Consider the following 18,585-nt stretch of genomic DNA (forward strand, 5'->3'; position numbering starts at 1 on the left):
ACGTACTCCTTGTGACTACTCATTGCGCTGTGCGGTGGGTTGCCGGAAGCCGTCCGCCCCGTCGTCGGGGGCATCCGCGATCTCCGTGATGAGGGCGGCCAGTTGCGCGGGCATCGACAGGAACGGCGAGTGGCCGCTCGCGATCCGGTGGACCGCTCCGGACCGGGCGGCCAGTTCTTCCTGGTGCCTGGGCGGCAGCGCCCGGTCGTGTTCGCAGATGACGTACGTCGAGGGCACGGCGCGCCAGCCCGCCTGGGTGAGGCTGTCGCTGAAGGACCTGGTGCTCTGCGGCACCAGCCGCGCGGCCGCCGCCTCGGCCTCGGGGCCGGGAACGTCTCCGTAGAACAATGCGACAGGGTTGTCCCGTACGGCCTGGAAGCCGTGCGGCTCGGACGGTACGGGCGCGCCGTGGAAGCCGAGGAGACTCTCACCGGCGTCGAGCTGATAGGCCGCCACATAGACGACGTGGGCGACGTTTCCGGCCTGCGCCACGGCCTGCGTGACCGGGATGCCGCCGTAGGAGTGGGCGACGACCACAGCCGGGCCGTCGATGCGGCGCAGTTCGTCCAGCACCGCCCGCGCGTCGTCCTGGAGTCCGGCGTCGTGCCCCGCGCTGGGCAGGTCGACCGTTCGGGTCCGCCACCCGCGGGCATCCAGAACCTTTGTCAGCGAGCTCCAGCACCATGAGCCGTGCCAGGCCCCGTGCACCAGGAGCAGTGTCGGACGGGGGACCCCATCTGCAGTCACGAGATGTCCTTCTCGGTGGTCGGTCGGTCACGCCGGACACCTTCCAGGGGGCCCGGCGGGATCGAGCGTAAGTTGCGTTGGACATGGTGTCCAACGTGATGTCCATCGCTTTCCGAGCGTCGAGGAAAATAGTGCTTGGATGTCAATGATGGATATGGCTCGATGATTACCCGCTTGCTAGCATCACCGTGTGACTGTGGACACGCGCCCGATCGATGAGGCAGAGACCGACCTGCTGGACCGGCTCGGATTCCTCCTGGCCCGGCATGGCGCCGTGGCGGACAACCGCATCCGCCACGCCCTGGAAGGCTGTCGGCTGACCCCACGGCAGGGCACGACGCTGATCCTGCTGGGCAAGTCCGGATCCATGGGCCAGCAGGCACTCGCCGCGGCGCTCGATGTCGACGCGAGCGTCATGGTCGGGATCCTCAACGAGCTGGAATCAGCTGGGCTCGTGGAGCGCAGGCGCGACCGGTCCGACCGCCGCCGGCACATCGTCGCCATCACCGATGAGGGCAACTGCCTCCTGGCCAAGACCCATCAGGCCGTCACCGAGGTGGAGCAGGAACTGTTCGGCCGCCTCTCCCCGGAAGAGATCGCCACGCTGCGCCGCCTGCTCCTCAGGATCGAGACGCCTCCGGACGAGCCTTCCTGCACCGAGTAGCAACCTCAGGGGTCGCCGATCACTCCTCGGCGCAGGCCGGATCCCCGGGCGTGCTGCGGACGCGGGCCAGCAGATCGCGGAGCGTCGCGACCTCCTCCGGGGAGAGGTCGGCGAAGAGTCCCCGCTCGACCTCGGCCACGGCGTCCTGGGCCTTGGCCAGCAGGCTGCGCCCCTCCTCCGTGATGGCCACGATGTGGCGGCGGCGGTCGGAGGGGTCGCGACGGCGCTCCACGAGGTGGGCCGTCTCCAGGTCGTTCAGAATGCCGACCATGACACTGGGGTCCACCTCAAGGGCCGTCGCCAGGGCCTGCTGACTCATGAATCCGGTCCTGCCCACCAGCATCAGCGCCGCACCCTGGCGGGCCGCCAGCCCGCAGGCCTCGAAGGCCTGGTGAACGCGGCTGTTCGCGATGGCGCCGTTGCGGGCCAGCAGGAATCCGAGCCGGTTCAGAGGATCACTCCCGGTCACATCAGCCACGGATTCATTCATGCTCATGCCCCCACACTACCAAGGAGATAATCATCACGACGATGAAACCCTTGAGCCGCATGGATCATTTATCCGCTATTCCACTTAAATCGCATATGTCAGTCACTGGCCATAAACTCGACCCCAAGTGTCGGCTGGAAGCGAGTTGCTGCCATGGACCACGTACCGCAGGTGGACGTCACCCTCACCGTGAACGGCACCGAACACCACCTCCGACTCGACGCCCGCGTCACCCTGCTCGACGCGCTGCGCGACCACCTCGGACTGACCGGCTCGAAGAAGGGCTGCGACCAGGGGGCCTGCGGAGCCTGCACGGTGATGGTCGACGGAAAGCGCGTAGTGGCGTGCCTGGGGCTGGCCGCCCAGTACGAAGGGCGCGAGATCACCACCATCGAAGCGCTGTCGACGAACGGTGAACTGCACCGCGTGCAGGCGGCGTTCGCGCGGCATGACGCGTTCCAGTGCGGTTACTGCACCCCGGGGCAGATCATGTCGGCGGTCTGCCTCATCGCGGAAGGACGCGCGAACTCCGACGAGGACATTCGCGAGTTCATGAGCGGCAACATCTGCCGCTGCGGCGCCTATCCCAACATCCGCGCCGCGATTCGCGACGTGGTGGCGGGGGTGTGACCCGTGGATCCCTTCGAATATCTGCGGGCCGCCGATTCCGACCAGGCCGTGGCCGTGGTCAGCGAGGATCCCGGCACGTCCTATCTCGCGGGCGGCACCACGCAGTTGGACCTGATGAAGGACGGCGTGCTGCATCCGCAGCGGCTCGTCGACATCACCGGGCTTCCGCTCGGCGGCATCACGCACACCGAGTCGGCGGTGCACGTCGGGGCGCTGACGACCATGGAGGAGCTCGCCGCCGATCCGCTGGTGGCGGAGCGGCTGCCGTTCGTACGGGAAGCGCTGCTGCTCGGGGCCTCGACGCAGCTGCGCAACATGGCCACCATCGGCGGCAATCTGCTGCAACGCGCCCGGTGCCGCTACTTCCGGGACCCGACCGTGCCCGCCTGCAACAAGCGCAGCCCCGGATCCGGGTGTGCCGCCATCACCGGGGTGCACCGCATGCACGCCATCCTCGGCACCAGCGACCACTGCATCGCGCTGCACGCCTCGGACGTCGCCGTGCCGCTGACCGCCCTCGACGCCGTCGTCCACCTCCAGGGCGTGAACGGTCCCCGTGCCGTGCCGCTGACGCGGTTCTATCTCCCGCCGGGTGACACCCCGCACATCGAGAACGTGCTCCAGCACGGCGAGTTGATCACCGCGGTCGAGATCCCGCTGCTGCCGCGTCAGGCGCGTTCGCACTACATCAAGGTCCGCGACCGGGTGTCGTACGAGTTCGCGCTGGTCTCGGCCGGTGTGGCGCTGGTGCAGGAGGACGGCGTCATCCGGGAGGCGCGGGTGGGGCTCGGCGGAGTGGGCACCGTGCCCTGGCGGGCCTGGGACGCCGAGGACGTACTGCGGGACGCGCCCGCGAACGCGGAGACGTTTCTGGCCGCCGCCCGGGCCGCCCTCGTGGGAGCCCGTCCGCTGCCCGGCACCGCGTTCAAGATCGAGCTGGCCCAGCGCACGCTCATCCGCACCCTCGAAACCGTGTCAGGAGCCGAGCAATGACCACGCTCGAAGCCGCCCGGGCCGTCGGTCCCGGCCTGGACCGCGTAGACGCGCCCATGAAGACCACGGGCAGGGCGCCCTACCCCAACGACTTCGGCCTCCCCGGCATGGTGCACGCCTGCCTGGTGCACAGCACCATCGCCGCGGGGCGCGTCCGTGCCATCGACACCTCCGCGGCGGAGACCGCGCCCGGCGTACTGGCCGTCATCACCCATCTGACCGCGCCGCAGCTGGAGCGCGGGCCGATGACACTGCTGGGCCCGTCCCCGCCCGCCCCGCTCCAGGGTGACCGGATCCTCCACTACGGGCAGCACCTCGCCGTCGTGGTGGCCGCCACCCCGGAACAGGCCCGGCACGCCGCGGCGCTGGTGCGCGTCGACTACGAGCCCGCCGAGCCGCTCCTCGACCTCCACGACCCGCGGGCCGCGGTGGTCACCAACCCCTGGGGGCTGGACTCCGACCGGGGCGACATCGACGCCGGGTTCGCCGCCGCGGACGTGGTCGTCGGCGGCAGCTACACCACTCCGGACAACACCAACAACCCGCTCGGCCTGATGTCCACGGTCGCCGCCTGGAACGGCGACTCGCTCACCGTCCACGACTCCACCCAGTGGCCCCACAACGTCCGCACCACGCTGGCCGCGGTCTTCAAGGTCCCCGAGAGCAACATCCGGGTCCTCGCCCCCTACGTCGGCGGCGGCTTCGGTGCCGGGCTGCGCGTGTGGCCCCATGTGATCCTCACCGTGCTCGCCGCCCGCGAGGTGGGCAAGCCGGTCAAGCTCGTGCTCACCCGGCCGGAGATGTTCACCGCCGTCGGTCATCGGCCGTACAGCGTCCAGCAGATCAGGATCGGGGCGACCCGTACCGGAGAGCTGACCGCCATCGAGCACGAGGGCGTCTCCCCCGTGGCCATGGAGGACGACGACTACGAGCCCGTGTCGGCCTGCTCGGCCGTCTCCTACGCCTGCCCGAACGTCCGGACGCGGGACCGCCAGGTGCGGCTGAACATCCCGTGCCCCGGCTCCATGCGGGCGCCCGCCGAGGGGCAGGGCAACTTCGCCCTGGAGTCCGCGATCGACGAGCTGGCCCATGAACTCGGCATCGATCCGCTCGAACTGCGCCTGCGGAACTACGCGGAGGAGCACCCGCTGCTCGGGCTGCCCTGGTCCAGCAAGGCACTGCGGGAGTGCTATCTGCAGGGCGCCGAGCGGTTCGGCTGGTCGCGCCGCGATCCTCGGCCGGGGTCGATGCGCGACGGCCGCTGGCTGATCGGCTACGGACTGGCCGGGGTGTCCTACCCGCACTACCAGGTGCCGTGCCAGGCCCGTGCGTCCCTCCACCGCGACGGGTCGGCCGATGTGCGCAGCGCCGCCACCGACATCGGCACGGGCACGTACACGATCATCACGCAGCTGTCGGCCGAACTGCTGGGCCTGGACGTCTCCCGAGTCCACTTCGACCTCGGCGACTCGGACATGCCCTACGCCCCGCAGGCAGGAGGTTCCGGTCTGACCAGTGCCCTGGCCAACGCCGTCCACGCCGCCTGCCGCCGCCTCGTGCAGGAGTTCCTCGACGTGGTGAGGGACGACCCGGACTCACCGCTGCGGGGAGCGGCGCTCGACGACGTCTCCGTCTCCCAAGGGCGGATGCACCGCATCGGGGACCCGGACCGGGGTGAGTCGTACACGGACATCCTGACCCGTCACGGCCTGGAGGAGCTGAGCGCCGACGGCCGCAGCACACCGCCCCAGCCCGACGAGGCGGGGATGGCCACGGCCGGTGCCTTCGGGGCGAAGTTCGTCGAGGTCCGTGTCGATCCCGACCTGGGGCTGCTGCGGGTGGCCCGCGTGGTGTCGGCGATCGACGGCGGGCGCATCCTCAACGAGAAGACCGCCACCAGCCAGATCGTCGGCGGCACGGTGGGCGGCATCGGCCAGGCGATGTTCGAGGAGACCGCCACCGACGCCGGGACCGGACGCATCGCCAACGCCACCTTCGGGGACTACCTGGTGCCGGTCAACGCCGACGTCCCCGACATGGAGGTGATCTTCGTCGGCGGCCCGGACCGGGCAACCCCCGTCGGGACGAAGGGAGTCGGGGAGATCGGGCTGGTCGGTGTGGCGGCGGCCGTCGCGAACGCCGTCCACCACGCCACGGGGCGCCGCATCCGCTCCCTGCCGATCACCATCGACCAGCTCATGCTCTGACGGACGCCATGGGCCCGCGCCGGGCACTCGGCCCCACCAGGCCGGTTACCTAGGATGAGCCCATGGCTTCCACCACTCGACGACGCTCCAGCGCGGCCGACCGGAGGTCCGCTCTCGAGAAGCGGATCCTGTCCGTGATCGATGAGCTGCTGCGCGACGGTGTCACCTACACCGAGCTCAGCGTCGAGCAGATCGCGGGCGCCGCCGGAATCTCGCGCTCCACGTTCTATCTGTACTTCCGCGACAAGGTCGACCTGCTGCTCCGGCTGAGCGGCTCGCTCAAGACGGAGAGCCATGCCATCGCCGCTTCCTGGTGGCCCTGCCGTCCGGGCGGCGGGCTCGACGGCCTGGCCCGCACCTACGAGCTGATCCTGCGCCACTACCGCGAGCACGCGGCGCTGCTGTCGGCGATCAACGAGGTGGCCGCGTACGACCCGGCGGTCCGGGAGGCCTGGACCGCCGACCAGGACCGCTTCGTCGACCACGTCGTGGCCGTGCTGAATGAGGAACAGCGGGCCGGCCGGACGCCCGCGGACATCGACCCCGAACTGACCGCCAGAATCATCGTCCGGGGAGGCGGCCAGGTCATCGCTCAGCAGGTGGCCGACGGCGACGGCAGCGACGATGCGGCCGTCGCCCGCGAACTGGCGAACGGTTACTGGTACGGCGTCTACCGTCGCGCCCCGCAGACGACGGCCGGCTGAGGCCCGGGGCGCTCGGAACGAGGCAACCGTCACACCCGCGAAATCATTGAACGGCTTCAATCATATGTTACGTTCAATGCAACGCAACGGAGCCGGCTGAGCGGACGCCGCAAGCACGGCTACCGGTATGGCACCGGCCGCATCGGCCGAACAGTGTTCCCGGAGTTCCCATGCTCAAGACCACCATTTTCCTGGCCATCCAGCAGCTGCACCCCACGACGGATGCCCCCGGAGGCGGCCGCCACCGCGGCCGACGCGCCCCCGAGCACCCCGTCCTCCTGGGACTGCCCGGCAGCGGCAGACACCGCCGCATACGGGCAGCCGAGCTGACGGGGAGTGACTGACACGCAGGCCTGAGAAAGCGGGCCGCACCCGCAGAGCGGCGCGGGCGGCGGCCGTGGGGCGGTGTCCACACGCGACGATGGGGAGTGCGCGATGGACACCGCCCCCTTCCCTGTCGCGCGCGGCGGCAAGAGTGGACGGCTGCCCAGGGCAGTCTGGCCCTGAACGCGCTGACCGAGAGCACCGGTGCGCTCTTGCCCGTCGTCGTGGACACATCTTTCGCCGACGCCGTCCGCCGCCACGTCGTGCAGCTCACCGGCCAGGGCAAGTCAGGCGCCCGGACGGATGATCGGCGGTCACCCGCCGGCCAGCGGATTGGGCAGCGGCCGGTAGCGGGCGTCGGCGCCGTCGGCGCCCGTCCAGCGCAGCAGCAGGTTGGTCTTGGCGGGGAGCGTGGGCGCGGTGAGCAGGGCGGCGATCTCGGGCAGGTCGTGCCGGGCCAGTTCGCGGCGGACGGCGGGCCAGGGGTCCAGCCCGGCGTGCCGTTCGGCGAGGGCCCCGGCCAGCTCGGCCAGGTGGTTGACGACCAGGCAGTACACCAGCCGCTCCCACCCGGCCGCCCGCGACACGTCCGGCAGCAGCTTCACCCCCTCGGCGTCCCGGAACAGCGCCTGCACCGGTGTCCCGTCGGCGTCACAGGCGACCAGCGAGTTCTGCAGATGCGCTTCGAGTACGACGCCGTGGTCGGCGAAGGCCGCGAGGACCGGGGGCACCACCTGGCGCAGATACGTCTCCCACCAGCACGCCGGGTCCACCGGACCGTCCAGCGGGCTGCCCGCGAAGCCCTCCACCAGCCCGGCGGCGAGGAACGGGGTCGCGCCGGGCTGGACGTGACCGCGTACCCCGTCGCGGACCAGGACGGCGAGTTCCTCGAAGGCGAAGTCGGCGGTGCGATAGCCCCGGTCGGTCAGCCAGGCCGCCGTACCGCCCGCGAAGGCCCTGGTCACGGCGGCGTCGGTGCGGCGCAGTTTGAGCAGGTCGTGCCGCCACAGCCGTCGTACGTCGTTGGTGATGCGCACATCGAGGCTGAACTTGAGGAAGAGGTCGCGCCCCGGGGCGTACACCGTACGGATCGCGGCCGTGGGCCAGACCGGGGATGCGGTGGTGCCCAGCCGGATCAGCCGGCCGTCGGCGAAGGCGGGGGCGAGGTCGCGGGCGGTCAGGTCGAGCTGCCAGGGGTGGGCGGGCAGCAGCCGGTAGCCGGGCGGGGGCTGGCCGAAGGTGTCGAGCGCCGAGGTGTCGCCCTCCTCCACGACGGTGTCCTCGCGCACCCCGAGCAGCACGAGGGGGAAGCGGGCGTGCGCCTCGGGGGCGTAGGGCAGCCAGCCGGCGACCGGGCCGCCGCCGCGCGCCTTGGGTGCGGGGTGGTGGGGGTGGCCGGTGATCAGGGACTGCTCGGAGCGCAGATAGGGGTCGTCGGGCGGGGTGGCACGCGCGCGTGCGTCGAGGAGCGCGGCGACGGCCTCCCGGCTGTCGAGCATCTCGGCGGGCAGTTCGTGGTTGGACAGGCCGGTGTGGCGGCGCAGTTCCTCGGTGACGAGCTTGACGAGTTCGGTGTGGTCCAGGCGGTGCCAGCCGTGCGGTGTGGAGACCTCGGGTGCGGTGGGCCGCCGGCCGCCGCGCACCCGCAGCAGCCGGTCACCGCCGGGCAGCCGGTAGACCCCCTCCCGGCCGGGCAGCGGGTGCGCCACCTCGCGCAGCAGACAGTTGAGCAGCGGGGCGGCCGCGTACGCGTCGGCCAGATCGGCGACGTCGGCACGGACTGCCGCGTCGACGGCTGGGGGGCTGAGGTCCACGCGTTCCACTCGTTCCCTACGGTTCATTGGTGCGGAGACGATCAGTATCGCTGTCGTCACGCCCCGCCGTGACCGCCGGTCGCGCCCGTCCCGCCCCGACTCGCCCCGAGGAGCCCGCCCGTGCCCCGTCCCCTCACCGCCGAGGCCGAGGTCGCCGACGAACTGTCCGTCGTCCGCCCGGACCTCGCCGCGCGGTACGCGGCCGAACTGCCCGCCGCCCGGGCGGCCGTACTGACGCGCCTGTGGCGTGCGCTCACCCATGAGCCGCTCCCCTGGGTCGAAAGCCGCGACGCCGGCGGGGACGGCGTCACCCTGCGCCTGCGTGACGGCCGCCGGCTGCACGGGCCCGCGCCGGACCCGTACGCGACCGCCGCCTACGTCACCGCCGTACGGCTCGACGACGTGCCGCAGGACCGTCCGGCACGGCTGATGACGGACCTCGCCGTACCGCACGGCGCGGACCTCGCCGCCGAACTCGACCACAGTGTCGCCTCACTCGCCCTCTCAAGGGCCGGACAGCCGCCTCACCCGGAAGAGTGGCCGGAAAGCGACTGGGAGTGGGAGCAGCGGGTGGTGGACGGGCATCCGTACCACCCCAACTGCCGCTCGCGGCCCGGTTTCTCGGTCGCCGAGCAGCTCGCCCACGCGCCCGAGCACCGCCCGCTGGTGGGGCTCGGGCTGGTGCCGGTCCCGGCGGAGACGTGCCTGGTGACGGGTGCGTGGCCGGAACAGCTGCGGGACGGGCGGCGGGTGCTGATCCCGGTGCATCCGTGGCAGGCCGCGCACGTGCTGAAACGGCCGTGCGAGGAGCGGCTCACCGGGCACCCGCTGATGTCCCTGCGCACCCTCGCCCTGGACGGCGGAGTACACGTCAAAACGGCGCTCAGCGCACGTCTGACGTCGTCCGTGCGGGACATCTCGGTGCCGTCGGTCGCCGCGTCCATGGCCCTGTCGGCGTTCGCGGTGGAGCCGGCGGCGCGCACCGACGGCCTGCTGCACGTCACACGCACCCTCGGCGCGGTCACGGACGGGTCGCCGGACCTGGCGGCCGTGCTGCGGGAGTCGCCGCAGGAGTACGGGGGTCCCGGTGAGCGGGTGCTGCCGGTGGCCGCGCTGGCGACCACCGAACTGCCCGGTTCCGCGGAGTGGTTGGGCGAGTTCGCCCGGCTCGCTCTTGCCGTCGGACTGCGGCTGCTGGAGCTGGGCGTGGCGCTGGAGGCACACGGCCAGAACCTCCTCGTCGTGCTGTCCGCGACCGGCGCCCCGGTACGGCTGGTCTACCGCGACCTGGCCGACATCCGGGTCAGCCCGGCCCGGCTGGCCCGGCACGGCATCCCGGTCCCGGAGCTGCCCGCCCGGATCCTCACGGACGACGTGCCGACGCTGCGGCGCAAGCTGTTCGGGTCGCTGGTGGCGGGCGCGCTGGCGGGGACCGCCGGGTCGCGGGCGGCCCTGCGGACGGCGCTGGAGACGGCCGTACGAGACCTGCCGCGCACTCCCGACCTCGCCGCGCTGTGCGAAGAGCCGCTGCCCACGAAGGCGCTGACGCTGATGCGGCTGTCGCCGGGGACGGTCGGCGATCTGTGGACGGAGCTGCCCAATCCGCTGCTGTGACCGGCTGTTTGCGAGCTGGACGATCTTCCGTATTGGACCCCGGCACCTCTGATCAATAAGATCCGCCGATGATCACAAGACAACGGCTGGCGGCAGGGGCATGTGCCCTGTTCGCCGCGCTGGCGGCCGGGATCGCCCTCCCGTCGACGGCGCTCGCCGACGAGACCACGGCTGCCGCGCCCAAGGTCAATCTCGTACTGGACGTCAGCGGTTCGATGCGGGCGCGGGACATCGACGGCCAGTCGCGGATGGCGGCGGCGAAGCAGGCGTTCAACGAGGTGCTGGACGCCACGCCCGAGGACGTGCAGCTCGGCATCCGCACCCTCGGCGCCAACTACCCCGGCGACGACCGGAAGACGGGCTGCGAGGACACCGCGCAGCTCTACCCGGTCGGCCCGCTGGACCGCACCGAGGCCAAGGCGGCGGTCGCCACGCTGGCGCCGACCGGCTGGACCCCGATCGGCCCGGCGCTGCTCAAGGCCGCCGACGACCTCGACGGCGGCACCGGCTCCAAGCGGATCGTGCTGATCAGCGACGGCGAGGACACCTGCGCCCCGCTCGACCCGTGCGAGGTGGCCCGCGAGATCGCCGCCAAGGGCATCGGTCTCACCATCGACACGCTCGGCCTGGTACCCAACACCAAGATGCGGCAGCAGCTCAGCTGTATCGCCGAGGCGACCGGCGGCACGTACACCTCGGTGCAGCACACCGACGAACTCACCGACCGCGTCAACCAGTTGGTGGAACGGGCGGCCGATCCGGTGGTGACGCCGGTGGCCACCGAGGGCGCGGAGCGGTGCGCGCAGGCGCCGACGCTGAAGTCCGGGCTGTACACCGACCGCGAGGAGTTCGGGCAGCAGCGCTGGTACCGGGTGGACGTGCTGCCCGGCCAGGAACTGCGCGCCTCCGTGAGCGTGTCGGCGGACCGGGACGTCAATCCGGCCTACGGCGTGCTGCTGCGGGCGGTCACGGTGAAGGGCCGCGAGATCGTACGGGGCGAGGCGGCGGGCAACGGCCGTACGGATGTCATCTCCACGGGGCTGCGCCACCCGAAGGCCGAGCGCGACGATGTGGACGCCGACAAGCCCGCGGCCGAGACCGTGTGTCTCCAGGTCACCCACTCCTTCTCGGCGGCCTCCGGCGTGAAGAGCACGCCCGGGCTGCCGCTGGAGCTGACGATCGACGTCGTCGACGGGCCCTCGCCGTCGAGCGATGTGGCCGCCTTCGGCCTCGGGCGCGGCTGGTGGCTGCTCGGCGCGCTCGTCCTGACCGGCTTTGTCGCCGGTCTGCTGTGGGGCTGGCTGTCACGCTGGCGGGTCGCGGTCTGGAGGACCAACTGATGCGTATCGTGAGGGCTTTGGGCGTGGCGCTGCTGGCGCTGGGCTGGGCCGTTTCCCCGGCTGTGGCCGACTCCCCGTCGCCGAGCCCGTCGGAGGACAGCGCGGCCCCGACCGAGGCGGGCACGTCGTTCCGTACGGCGGCCGAGTTCGACCAGGGGCAGACGGCCACGGCGGACGGCTCCGCCGGTGACTACCTGTACTGGTCGTTCCCCGCGGACGCCGGTCAGCGTCCCACCGTCAAGGCGAGGGTGAAACTGCCGGACGCACACGCCGCCCAGACCTGGCAGATCGACGTGTACGACGGTCTGCGGCGCCGCCAGGCCTGCCAGTACGGATCCCAGACGCGGACCGCCGCCCAGGGCGCGGCCTCCGTGGAGCTGGCCTGCACGCTGCGCACGGTCCGTGCCTGGTCGGAGCCGTGGGCCAACGACCCGCTGCCGGGCACGTACTACATCCGCCTCACCGCGGTGGGCCTGCCGACGTCCGACCTGGGGCTGCCGGTGAGCGCCGAGGTGCGGGTGGAGGCCAAGGAGATCGGCGGCGCGGCGGCGGTGGACGGGGCGCTGGCCGAGCCGCTGGTGCCGGGCGTGGCCGTCAAGTCCGAGAAGGAACAGGAGGATTCCGCCGTCCTGTCGAGCATCGAACCCGAGGACGGCTGGACCTCCGGCTGGTGGTCCGACCGGTGGGTGTGGACCGCGGTGGGCGGCGCGCTGGCGGCGCTGGGCGGGGTCGGGGGGTATGCGCTGACGCGGGGGTCGGGGCGACCGAGCCGACCTTGATGCCGTATCAGAAGGCCCGCCCAGTGCGGGCCTTCTGCCGTTCCGTTACGCCTCCCGCAACGCCTTGGCCACCGTGCCGTCACCGGTCACCGTGATGCGCCCGTCCCGTACCGCGTCGATCACGCTCACCTCGCCACGGCCGACCGCCGCACACGTGGCGGTGTCGAGAACCAGCACGGCGTCGGGTTCGCCCGGCGCGGGCCCGTCGCCGTACACGGGCCCCTCCTCCGCACCGGCGTACAGGTGGAAGTCGCCTTCCTCCAGGCGCACTTCGACGAGCCCCTCCCCCTCCAGCGCCCGCAGCAAGGGCAGCGCGAACCAGTGGGCGCGGACCGCGTCCGTGGCCCGTCGCTCGCCGAGCTCGGCCTGCCCCCAGGCGCCGAGCGCCTGCAGCACCGGCAGCAACTCCCGGCCGCGCGGGGTGAGTTCGTAGACGTACGCCGCACCGGGCGGCGGCAGCCGGCGCCTGGTCGTCAGCCCGTCGCGCTCCATGTCCTTCAGCCGGGACGCCAGTACGTCCGTGCTGACGCCCGGCAGGTCCGCGTGCAGGTCCGTGTAACGGCGCGCGCCGGCGAGGAGTTCGCGGACGATCAGCAGGGTCCAGCGGTCGCCGACGACATCGAGCGCGCGGGCGGTGGAGCAGTACTGGTCGTAGCTTCGACGAGGTGACATGCGACGCAGTCTAGACATGTCGTTGGACTTTCCAAGCTCGAACTTGGTAAAACCAAGCAACACCAGTTACCGGAGGGGCGCATGGAGTTCCGGCAGTCGAGCAAGCTGAGCGAGGTCTGTTACGAGATCCGCGGCCCGGTGATAGAGCACGCCAACGCGCTGGAGGAGGCGGGCCACAGCGTGCTGCGCCTCAACACCGGCAACCCCGCCCTCTTCGGCTTCGAGGCGCCGGAGGAGATCCTCCAGGACATGATCCGGATGCTGCCGCAGGCGCACGGCTACACCGACTCGCGCGGCATCCTCTCCGCCCGCCGCGCGGTGGCCCAGCGCTATCAGACGCTCGGCCTGGAGGTCGGCGTCGACGACGTGTTCCTCGGCAACGGCGTCTCCGAGCTGGTCTCCATGGCCGTACAGGCGCTGCTGGAGGACGGCGACGAGGTCCTCATCCCCGCCCCCGACTTCCCGCTGTGGACGGCGGTGACCACGCTCGCGGGCGGCAAGGCGGTGCACTACCTGTGCGACGAGCAGGCCGACTGGTATCCCGACCTGGACGACATGGCGTCGAAGATCACGGACCGCACCAAGGCGGTCGTGATCATCAACCCGAACAACCCCACCGGCGCGGTCTACCCGAAGGAGATCATCGAGGGCATCCTCGACCTGGCCCGCCGCCACGGCCTGATGGTGTTCGCCGACGAGATCTACGACCAGATCCTGTACGACGACGCCGTGCACCACTCGACGGCGGCGCTCGCGCCCGACCTGGTGGTCCTGACCTTCTGCGGCCTGTCGAAGACGTACCGGGTGGCGGGCTTCCGTTCCGGCTGGCTGGTGGTGACGGGCCCGAAGCAGCACGCGAAGGACTATCTGGAGGGCCTGACCATGCTGGCCTCCATGCGGCTGTGCTCCAACGCGCCCGCGCAGTACGCCATTCAGGCGGCGCTCGGCGGCCGGCAGTCCATCCACGAGCTGACCGCGCCGGGCGGCAGGCTGCACGAACAGCGCGATGTGGCGTGGGAGAAGCTCAACGAGATCCCCGGCGTGTCGTGCGTGAAGCCGAAGGGCGCGCTGTACGCGTTCCCGCGGCTCGATCCCAAGGTGCACAGGATCCACGACGACGAAAAGTTCGTCCTGGACCTGCTGCTGCGGGAGAAGATCCAGGTGGTGCAGGGCACGGGCTTCAACTGGCCGACGCCGGACCACTTCCGGATCCTGACGTTGCCGCACGCGGATGATCTGGAGGCGGCGATCGGGCGGATCGGGCGGTTCCTCAGCGGGTACCGGCAGTAGCGGCCACATACCGTGTGCCGCATGGGTGATCTTTTGCTGGTGCGGCACGGAGAGACCGAATGGTCGCGGTCCGGGCGGCACACCGGACTGACGGACGTCCCGCTGACCGAGCACGGCCGCGAGGAGGCGCGCGGGCTGGTGCCGCTGATCCGGTCGCACCGGATCGGGGCCTGCTTCGTCAGTCCGTTGCAGCGGGCGCGGGAGACGGCCGAGCTCATCGGACTGCACGGCGCGGTGCGGGTGGACGCGGATCTGCGGGAGTGGGACTACGGGGGCTACGAGGGGATCACCACCGTCGAGATCCAGCGGGAGCGGCCCGGCTGGTTCCTGTTCACGGACGGGGTGGTCCCCGGGCCGCCGGAGCATCCCGGGGAGAGCGTGGAGCAGGTCGGGGCGCGGGCCGACCGGATGCTCGGCAAGGTGGACGCCGCCCTCGCCAACACCGAGGGCGTGGTGGTGCTGGTGTCGCACGGGCACTTCCTGCGGGTGCTGACCGCCCGACGGCTCGGGCTGCCACCGGGGGACGGCGCCCTGTTCCAGCTGGCGACGGGAGCGGTGTGCAGGCTGGGCACGGAGCATGGGCGGCCGGTGATCGCGGGGTGGAATGTCAGACCCGGGTCGTAGGGCCTGTCGTTTGGATCAGGTCGGCTGAGAGAGACGGCACCCTTCGGCCGACCCGAGCGGGGTCTGGTGCGTGCAGCTGCAAGGCGGAGGAGGGCGGCGACGCGGAGCGTCGGCAACCGACGACAACGCGGCAGATGCGCGTGCCAGGCCCCGCGACGCCGACATGATCCAAACGACAGGCCCTAACCTTCGAAGCGGTGGGGACACTGCCCAGCGCCTGGAGGGAGTACGCCGTGACACGACCGCCGACCGCCGCCCAGCGGCGTGTCATCGACGCCGCCGATCCGGTGACCGGGCGGCTCAGGGGGACGGATGCGCAGCTCGCGGGGCTGGTGAAGCGCGGGCTGGCGTTCCGGCATCCGCGGCCGCCGCACGATCACTTTCTGACACCCGCCGGGCATCGCATACGGGAAGCGGAGGCGCCCGCGCCGGAGCCTGTCGCGAACCCCGGGGTGTTCGCCGCGCGCGTCGGCGGCGAGGAGGCCGCGCCGGACGCCGGTCCGTCCCGCGTCCGTGAGGTGCACAGCGCCTGGCAGGGCCTGCTGGAGCTGCGCCGGATGACGAATCCCGACGGTGTCACGGACCGGCCGTGCGGCTGGGAGCGGACGCATCTGGTGCAGGCCGCCGCGCTGGCGCTGGAGGCCGCCGGGCACCGCCCGGCAGGTCAGGACTCCGCGGGCTACCGGGTGCGGGCGACCCCGCAGCCGGAGGCCGTCGCCGTGTACGAACCGGACGCCGGGGCGCTGCGGGCCTGCGCGGCCACGCTGGAGCGGGCGGGCTGGCAAGTCGGCGAGCACACCGAGCCGCGGACGCGGAGGCGGTATCTGCTGGCGTCTCCGCGGAGGGCATGATGAGCATGCCAAGATCGATGGCGCACTGCGCCGACCACGACAGGGGGAAGCGATGACCGAACCGTTCTCCGTCCGGGTGACGGTCCGCGGGTACGAGACCGATGTGCAGGGCCACCTCAACCAGGCGGTCTATCTCAACTACGCCGAGCACGCGCGCTGGTCGCTGCTCCAGGCGGCGGGGATCACGCAGGCCGGCCTGGTGGCCACGGGCGTGGGACCCGTGGCCCTGGAGACGAACATCCGCTACCTGCGGGAACTGCTGGCGGGCGACGAGGTCGACGTCACGTGCGCCTTCGAGTGGGGCGAGGGCAAGACGTTCAAGATCCGGCAGACGATCCGCAAGGCCGACGGCACGGTCGCGGCCGAGCTGGTCGGTGTCGGCGGGTTGCTGGACCTGAAGGAGCGCAGGCTGCTCGCCGATCCGCAGGCGTACTTCAAGAAGCTGGCGACCGACCCGAGCCCGTTCGGGCTGTAGCGAACCCAGTCCGCCCTACGCGCCGGCCAGTTCCGCCTGGTGCTCCTCGTCGTACGCCGCCCGCGCCTCGGCGATGTACACCCGGTTGCGCTCGGCCCAGTCCGTCAACCGTTGCAGGGTCTCGTGCAACTCACGGGCTACCGGGGTGAGTTCGTACTCCACCTTCGGCGGCACCGTGGGATGCACGGTCCGCACGACGAGCCCGTCCCGCTCCAGATTGCGCAGGGTGAGGGTCAGCATGCGGCGGCTGATCCCCTCGATGCTGCGCTCCAACTCCGTGAAGCGGATGGGTCCGTGCGCGGCGGCGACCAGGATCTGGACCGCCCATTTTCCGGCCACCCTGTCAAGAACTTCCCGGACCGGGCACGCGTGCGCGTTCACGACCTGGACGGTAACACCGGTGTTCCCTCGGGACATCGAAGTGCCTCCTTACGCCGACCTCCATGGTCACCCACGATGTTCCCCGTTACAAGTCGTGCACCTATGGAGATTGCGGAGGAGACGCGGCCATGTCGTCCCTGACCGAGACCGCGGCGGAAGCCGTCAAGCGCCCCTTGGAGCGAACGTACTCCCGTTGGGCGGCCCTCGTCGTCCTGTGCGCGGGGACGCTGATGACGATTCTGGACGGCAATATCGTCACTGTGGCGATGCCCGCCATCCAGCGTGACTTGGGCTTCAGCGGCCCGGGGCTCGCCTGGGTCGTCAACGCCTATCTGATCCCTTTCGGCGGACTGCTCCTGCTGGCCGGGCGGTTGGGCGACCTGGTGGGCCGCAAGCGGATGTTCACGACGGGGCTCGCGGTGTTCACCGTGGCGTCCGTGCTGTGCGGGGTGGCCACGAGCCAGGGCATGCTGATCGCGGCGCGTGCCCTGCAGGGCGTGGGCGGGGCGATGACCTCGGCCGTGGTGCTCGGCATGCTGGTCGCCCTCTTCCCGGAGCCGCGTGAACAGGCCCGTGCCGTCGCGGTGTTCAGCGCGGTCGGCGCGGCGGGCGGGGCGCTCGGCACCTTTCTCGGCGGGGCACTGACGCAGGCCCTGGGCTGGCACTGGATCTTCCTGATCAACCTGCCGATCGGTGTCGTCGCCTGGCTGGCGGCCGTGCGCGTCCTCGCGCCGGAGCGGGGCGCCGGGCTCGGCAAGGGCGCGGACTACCCGGGGGCGGCGCTCGTCACCGGCGCGCTGATGCTCCTGGTCTACGTCATCATCGGCGTGGGCGACCTCGGCCCGACCGCCACGCTCCTGCTGGCGGGGTTCACCGCCGCCCTGTTCACGGCGTTCCTCGTCCGCCAGGCCCGCACCGAACGCCCGCTGCTGCGGCTGCGCCTCTTCCGCTCCCGCCTGCTGTCCGGCGCGAACGCCGTGCAGATCCTGATGATCGCAACGATGTACGGCTTCCAGTTCATCGGCGCGCTCTACCTGCAACGCGTCCTCGGCTACGACGAGCTGACCACCGGCACGGCCTTCCTCCCGGCGCCGATCGCGATCGGCCTGCTGATGCTGGGGCTGTCGGCCCGCACGATCGGCAGGTTCGGCGCGTACCGGGTCCTGCTGGCCGGGCTCGTGCTGATCACCGCCGGCATGGCCCTGCTCGGCCGGGCCCCCGTCGACGGCTCGTACGTCACCGACGTACTCCCGCCGCTCCTCCTGCTCGCCGCCGGTTTCGCGGCCGCGATGCCCGCACTGACCGGGCTCGCCATGTCGGGCGCCCGCGAGGAGGACGCGGGCCTGGCGTCCGGGCTCTTCAACACCACGCAGGTGGTGGGTGGTTCCCTGGGCCTGGCGGTGTTGTCCACCCTCGCGGCGAGCCACACCGACGGGCTGCTCGCCGGAGGCACGGAGCCGGTGGCGGCCACGGCGGAGGGCTACCAGCTGGCGTTCCGGGTGGCGACGGTGATCGCGGTGGGGGCACTGGCGCTGGCGGCGGCCGCCCTGAGGACGGGCCGGTCACGGCCCTGAATTCTGGTGCGGGGCCCGGCTTTGACCTGCGATGCTGCGGCCCCATGGCCTCACGACGCATCAAACCCAGCCTCTACATCTCCGTGGACATCGAGGCCGACGGCCCGATTCCCGGGCCGTACTCGATGCCCGATCAGCGAGGAGTTCGTGCCCGAGGCGCTCTCGGTCAGTGGGCTCGACCGGGAGCGCCTCGGGCACGAAGGAGCCGAACCCGCGGTCGCCCTCGCCGAGTTCACCGACTGGGTGCGGGAGGTCGCCGCGGGTGCGCAGCCGGTGATGTGCGGCTATCCGGCGTCGTACGACTGGACCTTTCTGTACTGGTACCTGATCCGTTTCACCAGGTCGAGTCCCTTCGGCCACTCCGGGCCGGGCTGCCGCTGCGGGCGGTGGCCAAGGGCACGATGCCGCGTGA

The 18,585-nt window shown here is 71.5% G+C and carries 19 protein-coding genes; 14 read left to right on the forward strand and 5 right to left on the reverse strand.

What is annotated here, in order from left to right; all coding sequences use genetic code 11:
• Nucleotides 1-15 precede the first annotated feature (15 nt).
• Nucleotides 16-747 carry an alpha/beta fold hydrolase gene (locus HJD23_RS07230; protein ID WP_171116866.1) on the reverse strand — a complete coding sequence of 244 codons (732 nt, stop codon included), beginning with the start codon at nt 745-747 and terminating at the stop codon, nt 16-18.
• A gap of 190 nt (nt 748-937) precedes the next feature.
• On the opposite strand from HJD23_RS07230, the gene HJD23_RS07235 reads away from it, so the two are divergent.
• Entirely contained in the window at nt 938-1,411 is a 474-nt protein-coding gene (locus HJD23_RS07235) for a MarR family winged helix-turn-helix transcriptional regulator (RefSeq protein WP_240980656.1), read from the forward strand.
• Nucleotides 1,412-1,430: 19 nt separating this feature from the next.
• Here HJD23_RS07235 and HJD23_RS07240 read toward each other — a convergent pair whose 3' ends face one another.
• Nucleotides 1,431-1,907 carry a MarR family winged helix-turn-helix transcriptional regulator gene (locus HJD23_RS07240; protein WP_232107568.1) on the reverse strand — a complete coding sequence of 159 codons (477 nt, stop codon included), beginning with the start codon at nt 1,905-1,907 and terminating at the stop codon, nt 1,431-1,433.
• 147 nt (nt 1,908-2,054) lie between these two features.
• Here HJD23_RS07240 and HJD23_RS07245 point away from each other — a divergent pair, with 147 nt between their 5' ends.
• From HJD23_RS07245 to HJD23_RS07265, 5 genes are all read left to right on the forward strand, one after another.
• The gene (locus HJD23_RS07245; RefSeq protein ID WP_171116868.1) at nt 2,055-2,531 is read left to right on the forward strand and encodes a (2Fe-2S)-binding protein; all 477 of its coding nucleotides are present in this window, start codon (nt 2,055-2,057) and stop codon (nt 2,529-2,531) included.
• Between the two features lie 3 nt (nt 2,532-2,534).
• Nucleotides 2,535-3,524 carry a xanthine dehydrogenase family protein subunit M gene (locus tag HJD23_RS07250; protein ID WP_171116870.1) on the forward strand — a complete coding sequence of 330 codons (990 nt, stop codon included), beginning with the start codon at nt 2,535-2,537 and terminating at the stop codon, nt 3,522-3,524.
• Nucleotides 3,521-5,731 carry a xanthine dehydrogenase family protein molybdopterin-binding subunit gene (locus tag HJD23_RS07255; protein ID WP_171116872.1) on the forward strand — a complete coding sequence of 737 codons (2,211 nt, stop codon included), beginning with the start codon at nt 3,521-3,523 and terminating at the stop codon, nt 5,729-5,731. Before HJD23_RS07250 ends, HJD23_RS07255 begins: the two co-directional genes overlap by 4 nt.
• 62 nt (nt 5,732-5,793) lie before the next feature.
• Nucleotides 5,794-6,435 carry a TetR/AcrR family transcriptional regulator gene (locus tag HJD23_RS07260; RefSeq protein ID WP_171116874.1) on the forward strand — a complete coding sequence of 214 codons (642 nt, stop codon included), beginning with the start codon at nt 5,794-5,796 and terminating at the stop codon, nt 6,433-6,435.
• Nucleotides 6,436-6,605: 170 nt separating this feature from the next.
• Nucleotides 6,606-6,779, forward strand: coding sequence for a hypothetical protein (locus tag HJD23_RS07265; protein WP_171116876.1), 174 nt, complete (start codon nt 6,606-6,608; stop codon nt 6,777-6,779).
• Between the two features lie 294 nt (nt 6,780-7,073).
• Here the strand turns inward: HJD23_RS07265 and HJD23_RS07270 are convergent, their stop codons facing one another.
• Complete coding sequence (locus HJD23_RS07270) at nt 7,074-8,600, reverse strand: IucA/IucC family protein (RefSeq protein ID WP_171116878.1); 1,527 nt, start codon at nt 8,598-8,600, stop codon at nt 7,074-7,076.
• A 93-nt stretch (nt 8,601-8,693) separates the two neighbouring features.
• Between HJD23_RS07270 and HJD23_RS07275 the strand changes: the two genes are divergently transcribed.
• The 3 genes from HJD23_RS07275 to HJD23_RS07285 all read left to right on the forward strand — a co-directional run bounded on the left by HJD23_RS07275 (nt 8,694) and on the right by HJD23_RS07285 (nt 12,306).
• Nucleotides 8,694-10,187: an IucA/IucC family siderophore biosynthesis protein gene (locus HJD23_RS07275; protein ID WP_171116880.1), complete on the forward strand. Its 1,494-nt coding sequence runs from the start codon at nt 8,694-8,696 to the stop codon at nt 10,185-10,187.
• A gap of 68 nt (nt 10,188-10,255) precedes the next feature.
• A complete protein-coding gene (locus tag HJD23_RS07280) occupies nt 10,256-11,527 on the forward strand; it encodes a VWA domain-containing protein (RefSeq protein ID WP_171116882.1) in 1,272 nt (423 codons plus the stop codon).
• Nucleotides 11,527-12,306: a hypothetical protein gene (locus HJD23_RS07285; protein WP_171116884.1), complete on the forward strand. Its 780-nt coding sequence runs from the start codon at nt 11,527-11,529 to the stop codon at nt 12,304-12,306. Before HJD23_RS07280 ends, HJD23_RS07285 begins: the two co-directional genes overlap by 1 nt.
• Nucleotides 12,307-12,351: 45 nt before the next feature.
• Here HJD23_RS07285 and HJD23_RS07290 read toward each other — a convergent pair whose 3' ends face one another.
• Nucleotides 12,352-12,978 carry a helix-turn-helix domain-containing protein gene (locus tag HJD23_RS07290; RefSeq protein ID WP_171116886.1) on the reverse strand — a complete coding sequence of 209 codons (627 nt, stop codon included), beginning with the start codon at nt 12,976-12,978 and terminating at the stop codon, nt 12,352-12,354.
• An 81-nt stretch (nt 12,979-13,059) separates the two neighbouring features.
• On the opposite strand from HJD23_RS07290, the gene HJD23_RS07295 reads away from it, so the two are divergent.
• From HJD23_RS07295 to HJD23_RS07310, 4 genes are all read left to right on the forward strand, one after another.
• A complete protein-coding gene (locus tag HJD23_RS07295; protein WP_171116888.1) occupies nt 13,060-14,268 on the forward strand; it encodes a pyridoxal phosphate-dependent aminotransferase in 1,209 nt (402 codons plus the stop codon).
• A 21-nt stretch (nt 14,269-14,289) separates the two neighbouring features.
• Complete coding sequence (locus HJD23_RS07300) at nt 14,290-14,892, forward strand: histidine phosphatase family protein (RefSeq protein WP_171116890.1); 603 nt, start codon at nt 14,290-14,292, stop codon at nt 14,890-14,892.
• A gap of 233 nt (nt 14,893-15,125) precedes the next feature.
• Nucleotides 15,126-15,743, forward strand: a complete 618-nt coding sequence (locus tag HJD23_RS07305; protein ID WP_171116892.1) for a hypothetical protein — start codon at nt 15,126-15,128, stop codon at nt 15,741-15,743.
• Between the two features lie 52 nt (nt 15,744-15,795).
• The gene (locus HJD23_RS07310; protein WP_171116894.1) at nt 15,796-16,218 is read left to right on the forward strand and encodes an acyl-CoA thioesterase; all 423 of its coding nucleotides are present in this window, start codon (nt 15,796-15,798) and stop codon (nt 16,216-16,218) included.
• Between the two features lie 15 nt (nt 16,219-16,233).
• On the opposite strand, the gene HJD23_RS07315 is transcribed toward HJD23_RS07310, so the two are convergent.
• A complete protein-coding gene (locus HJD23_RS07315; RefSeq protein ID WP_171116896.1) occupies nt 16,234-16,635 on the reverse strand; it encodes a helix-turn-helix domain-containing protein in 402 nt (133 codons plus the stop codon).
• Between the two features lie 92 nt (nt 16,636-16,727).
• Here HJD23_RS07315 and HJD23_RS07320 point away from each other — a divergent pair, with 92 nt between their 5' ends.
• Nucleotides 16,728-18,173: an MFS transporter gene (locus HJD23_RS07320; RefSeq protein ID WP_171116898.1), complete on the forward strand. Its 1,446-nt coding sequence runs from the start codon at nt 16,728-16,730 to the stop codon at nt 18,171-18,173.
• Nucleotides 18,174-18,585 lie beyond the last annotated feature (412 nt).

It is taken from the genome of Streptomyces sp. Z423-1 (assembly GCF_013009255.1).
Classification (GTDB): Bacteria; Actinomycetota; Actinomycetes; order Streptomycetales; family Streptomycetaceae; genus Streptomyces; species Streptomyces gossypiisoli.

What these genes read in the sequence shown, in the direction of transcription:
- HJD23_RS07295 (WP_171116888.1), top strand. Translation starts at nt 13,060, where the DNA reads ATGGAGTTCCGGCAGTCGAGCAAGCTGAGCGAGGTCTGTTACGAGATC.
- HJD23_RS07310 (WP_171116894.1), top strand. Translation starts at nt 15,796, where the DNA reads ATGACCGAACCGTTCTCCGTCCGGGTGACGGTCCGCGGGTACGAGACC.
- HJD23_RS07285 (WP_171116884.1), top strand. Translation starts at nt 11,527, where the DNA reads ATGCGTATCGTGAGGGCTTTGGGCGTGGCGCTGCTGGCGCTGGGCTGG.
- HJD23_RS07255 (WP_171116872.1), top strand. Translation starts at nt 3,521, where the DNA reads ATGACCACGCTCGAAGCCGCCCGGGCCGTCGGTCCCGGCCTGGACCGC.
- HJD23_RS07265 (WP_171116876.1), top strand. Translation starts at nt 6,606, where the DNA reads ATGCTCAAGACCACCATTTTCCTGGCCATCCAGCAGCTGCACCCCACG.
- HJD23_RS07315 (WP_171116896.1), bottom strand. Translation starts at nt 16,635, where the DNA reads ATGTCCCGAGGGAACACCGGTGTTACCGTCCAGGTCGTGAACGCGCAC.
- HJD23_RS07240 (WP_232107568.1), bottom strand. Translation starts at nt 1,907, where the DNA reads ATGAGCATGAATGAATCCGTGGCTGATGTGACCGGGAGTGATCCTCTG.
- HJD23_RS07260 (WP_171116874.1), top strand. Translation starts at nt 5,794, where the DNA reads ATGGCTTCCACCACTCGACGACGCTCCAGCGCGGCCGACCGGAGGTCC.
- HJD23_RS07300 (WP_171116890.1), top strand. Translation starts at nt 14,290, where the DNA reads ATGGGTGATCTTTTGCTGGTGCGGCACGGAGAGACCGAATGGTCGCGG.
- HJD23_RS07245 (WP_171116868.1), top strand. Translation starts at nt 2,055, where the DNA reads ATGGACCACGTACCGCAGGTGGACGTCACCCTCACCGTGAACGGCACC.
- HJD23_RS07320 (WP_171116898.1), top strand. Translation starts at nt 16,728, where the DNA reads ATGTCGTCCCTGACCGAGACCGCGGCGGAAGCCGTCAAGCGCCCCTTG.
- HJD23_RS07270 (WP_171116878.1), bottom strand. Translation starts at nt 8,600, where the DNA reads ATGAACCGTAGGGAACGAGTGGAACGCGTGGACCTCAGCCCCCCAGCC.
- HJD23_RS07290 (WP_171116886.1), bottom strand. Translation starts at nt 12,978, where the DNA reads ATGTCACCTCGTCGAAGCTACGACCAGTACTGCTCCACCGCCCGCGCG.
- HJD23_RS07280 (WP_171116882.1), top strand. Translation starts at nt 10,256, where the DNA reads ATGATCACAAGACAACGGCTGGCGGCAGGGGCATGTGCCCTGTTCGCC.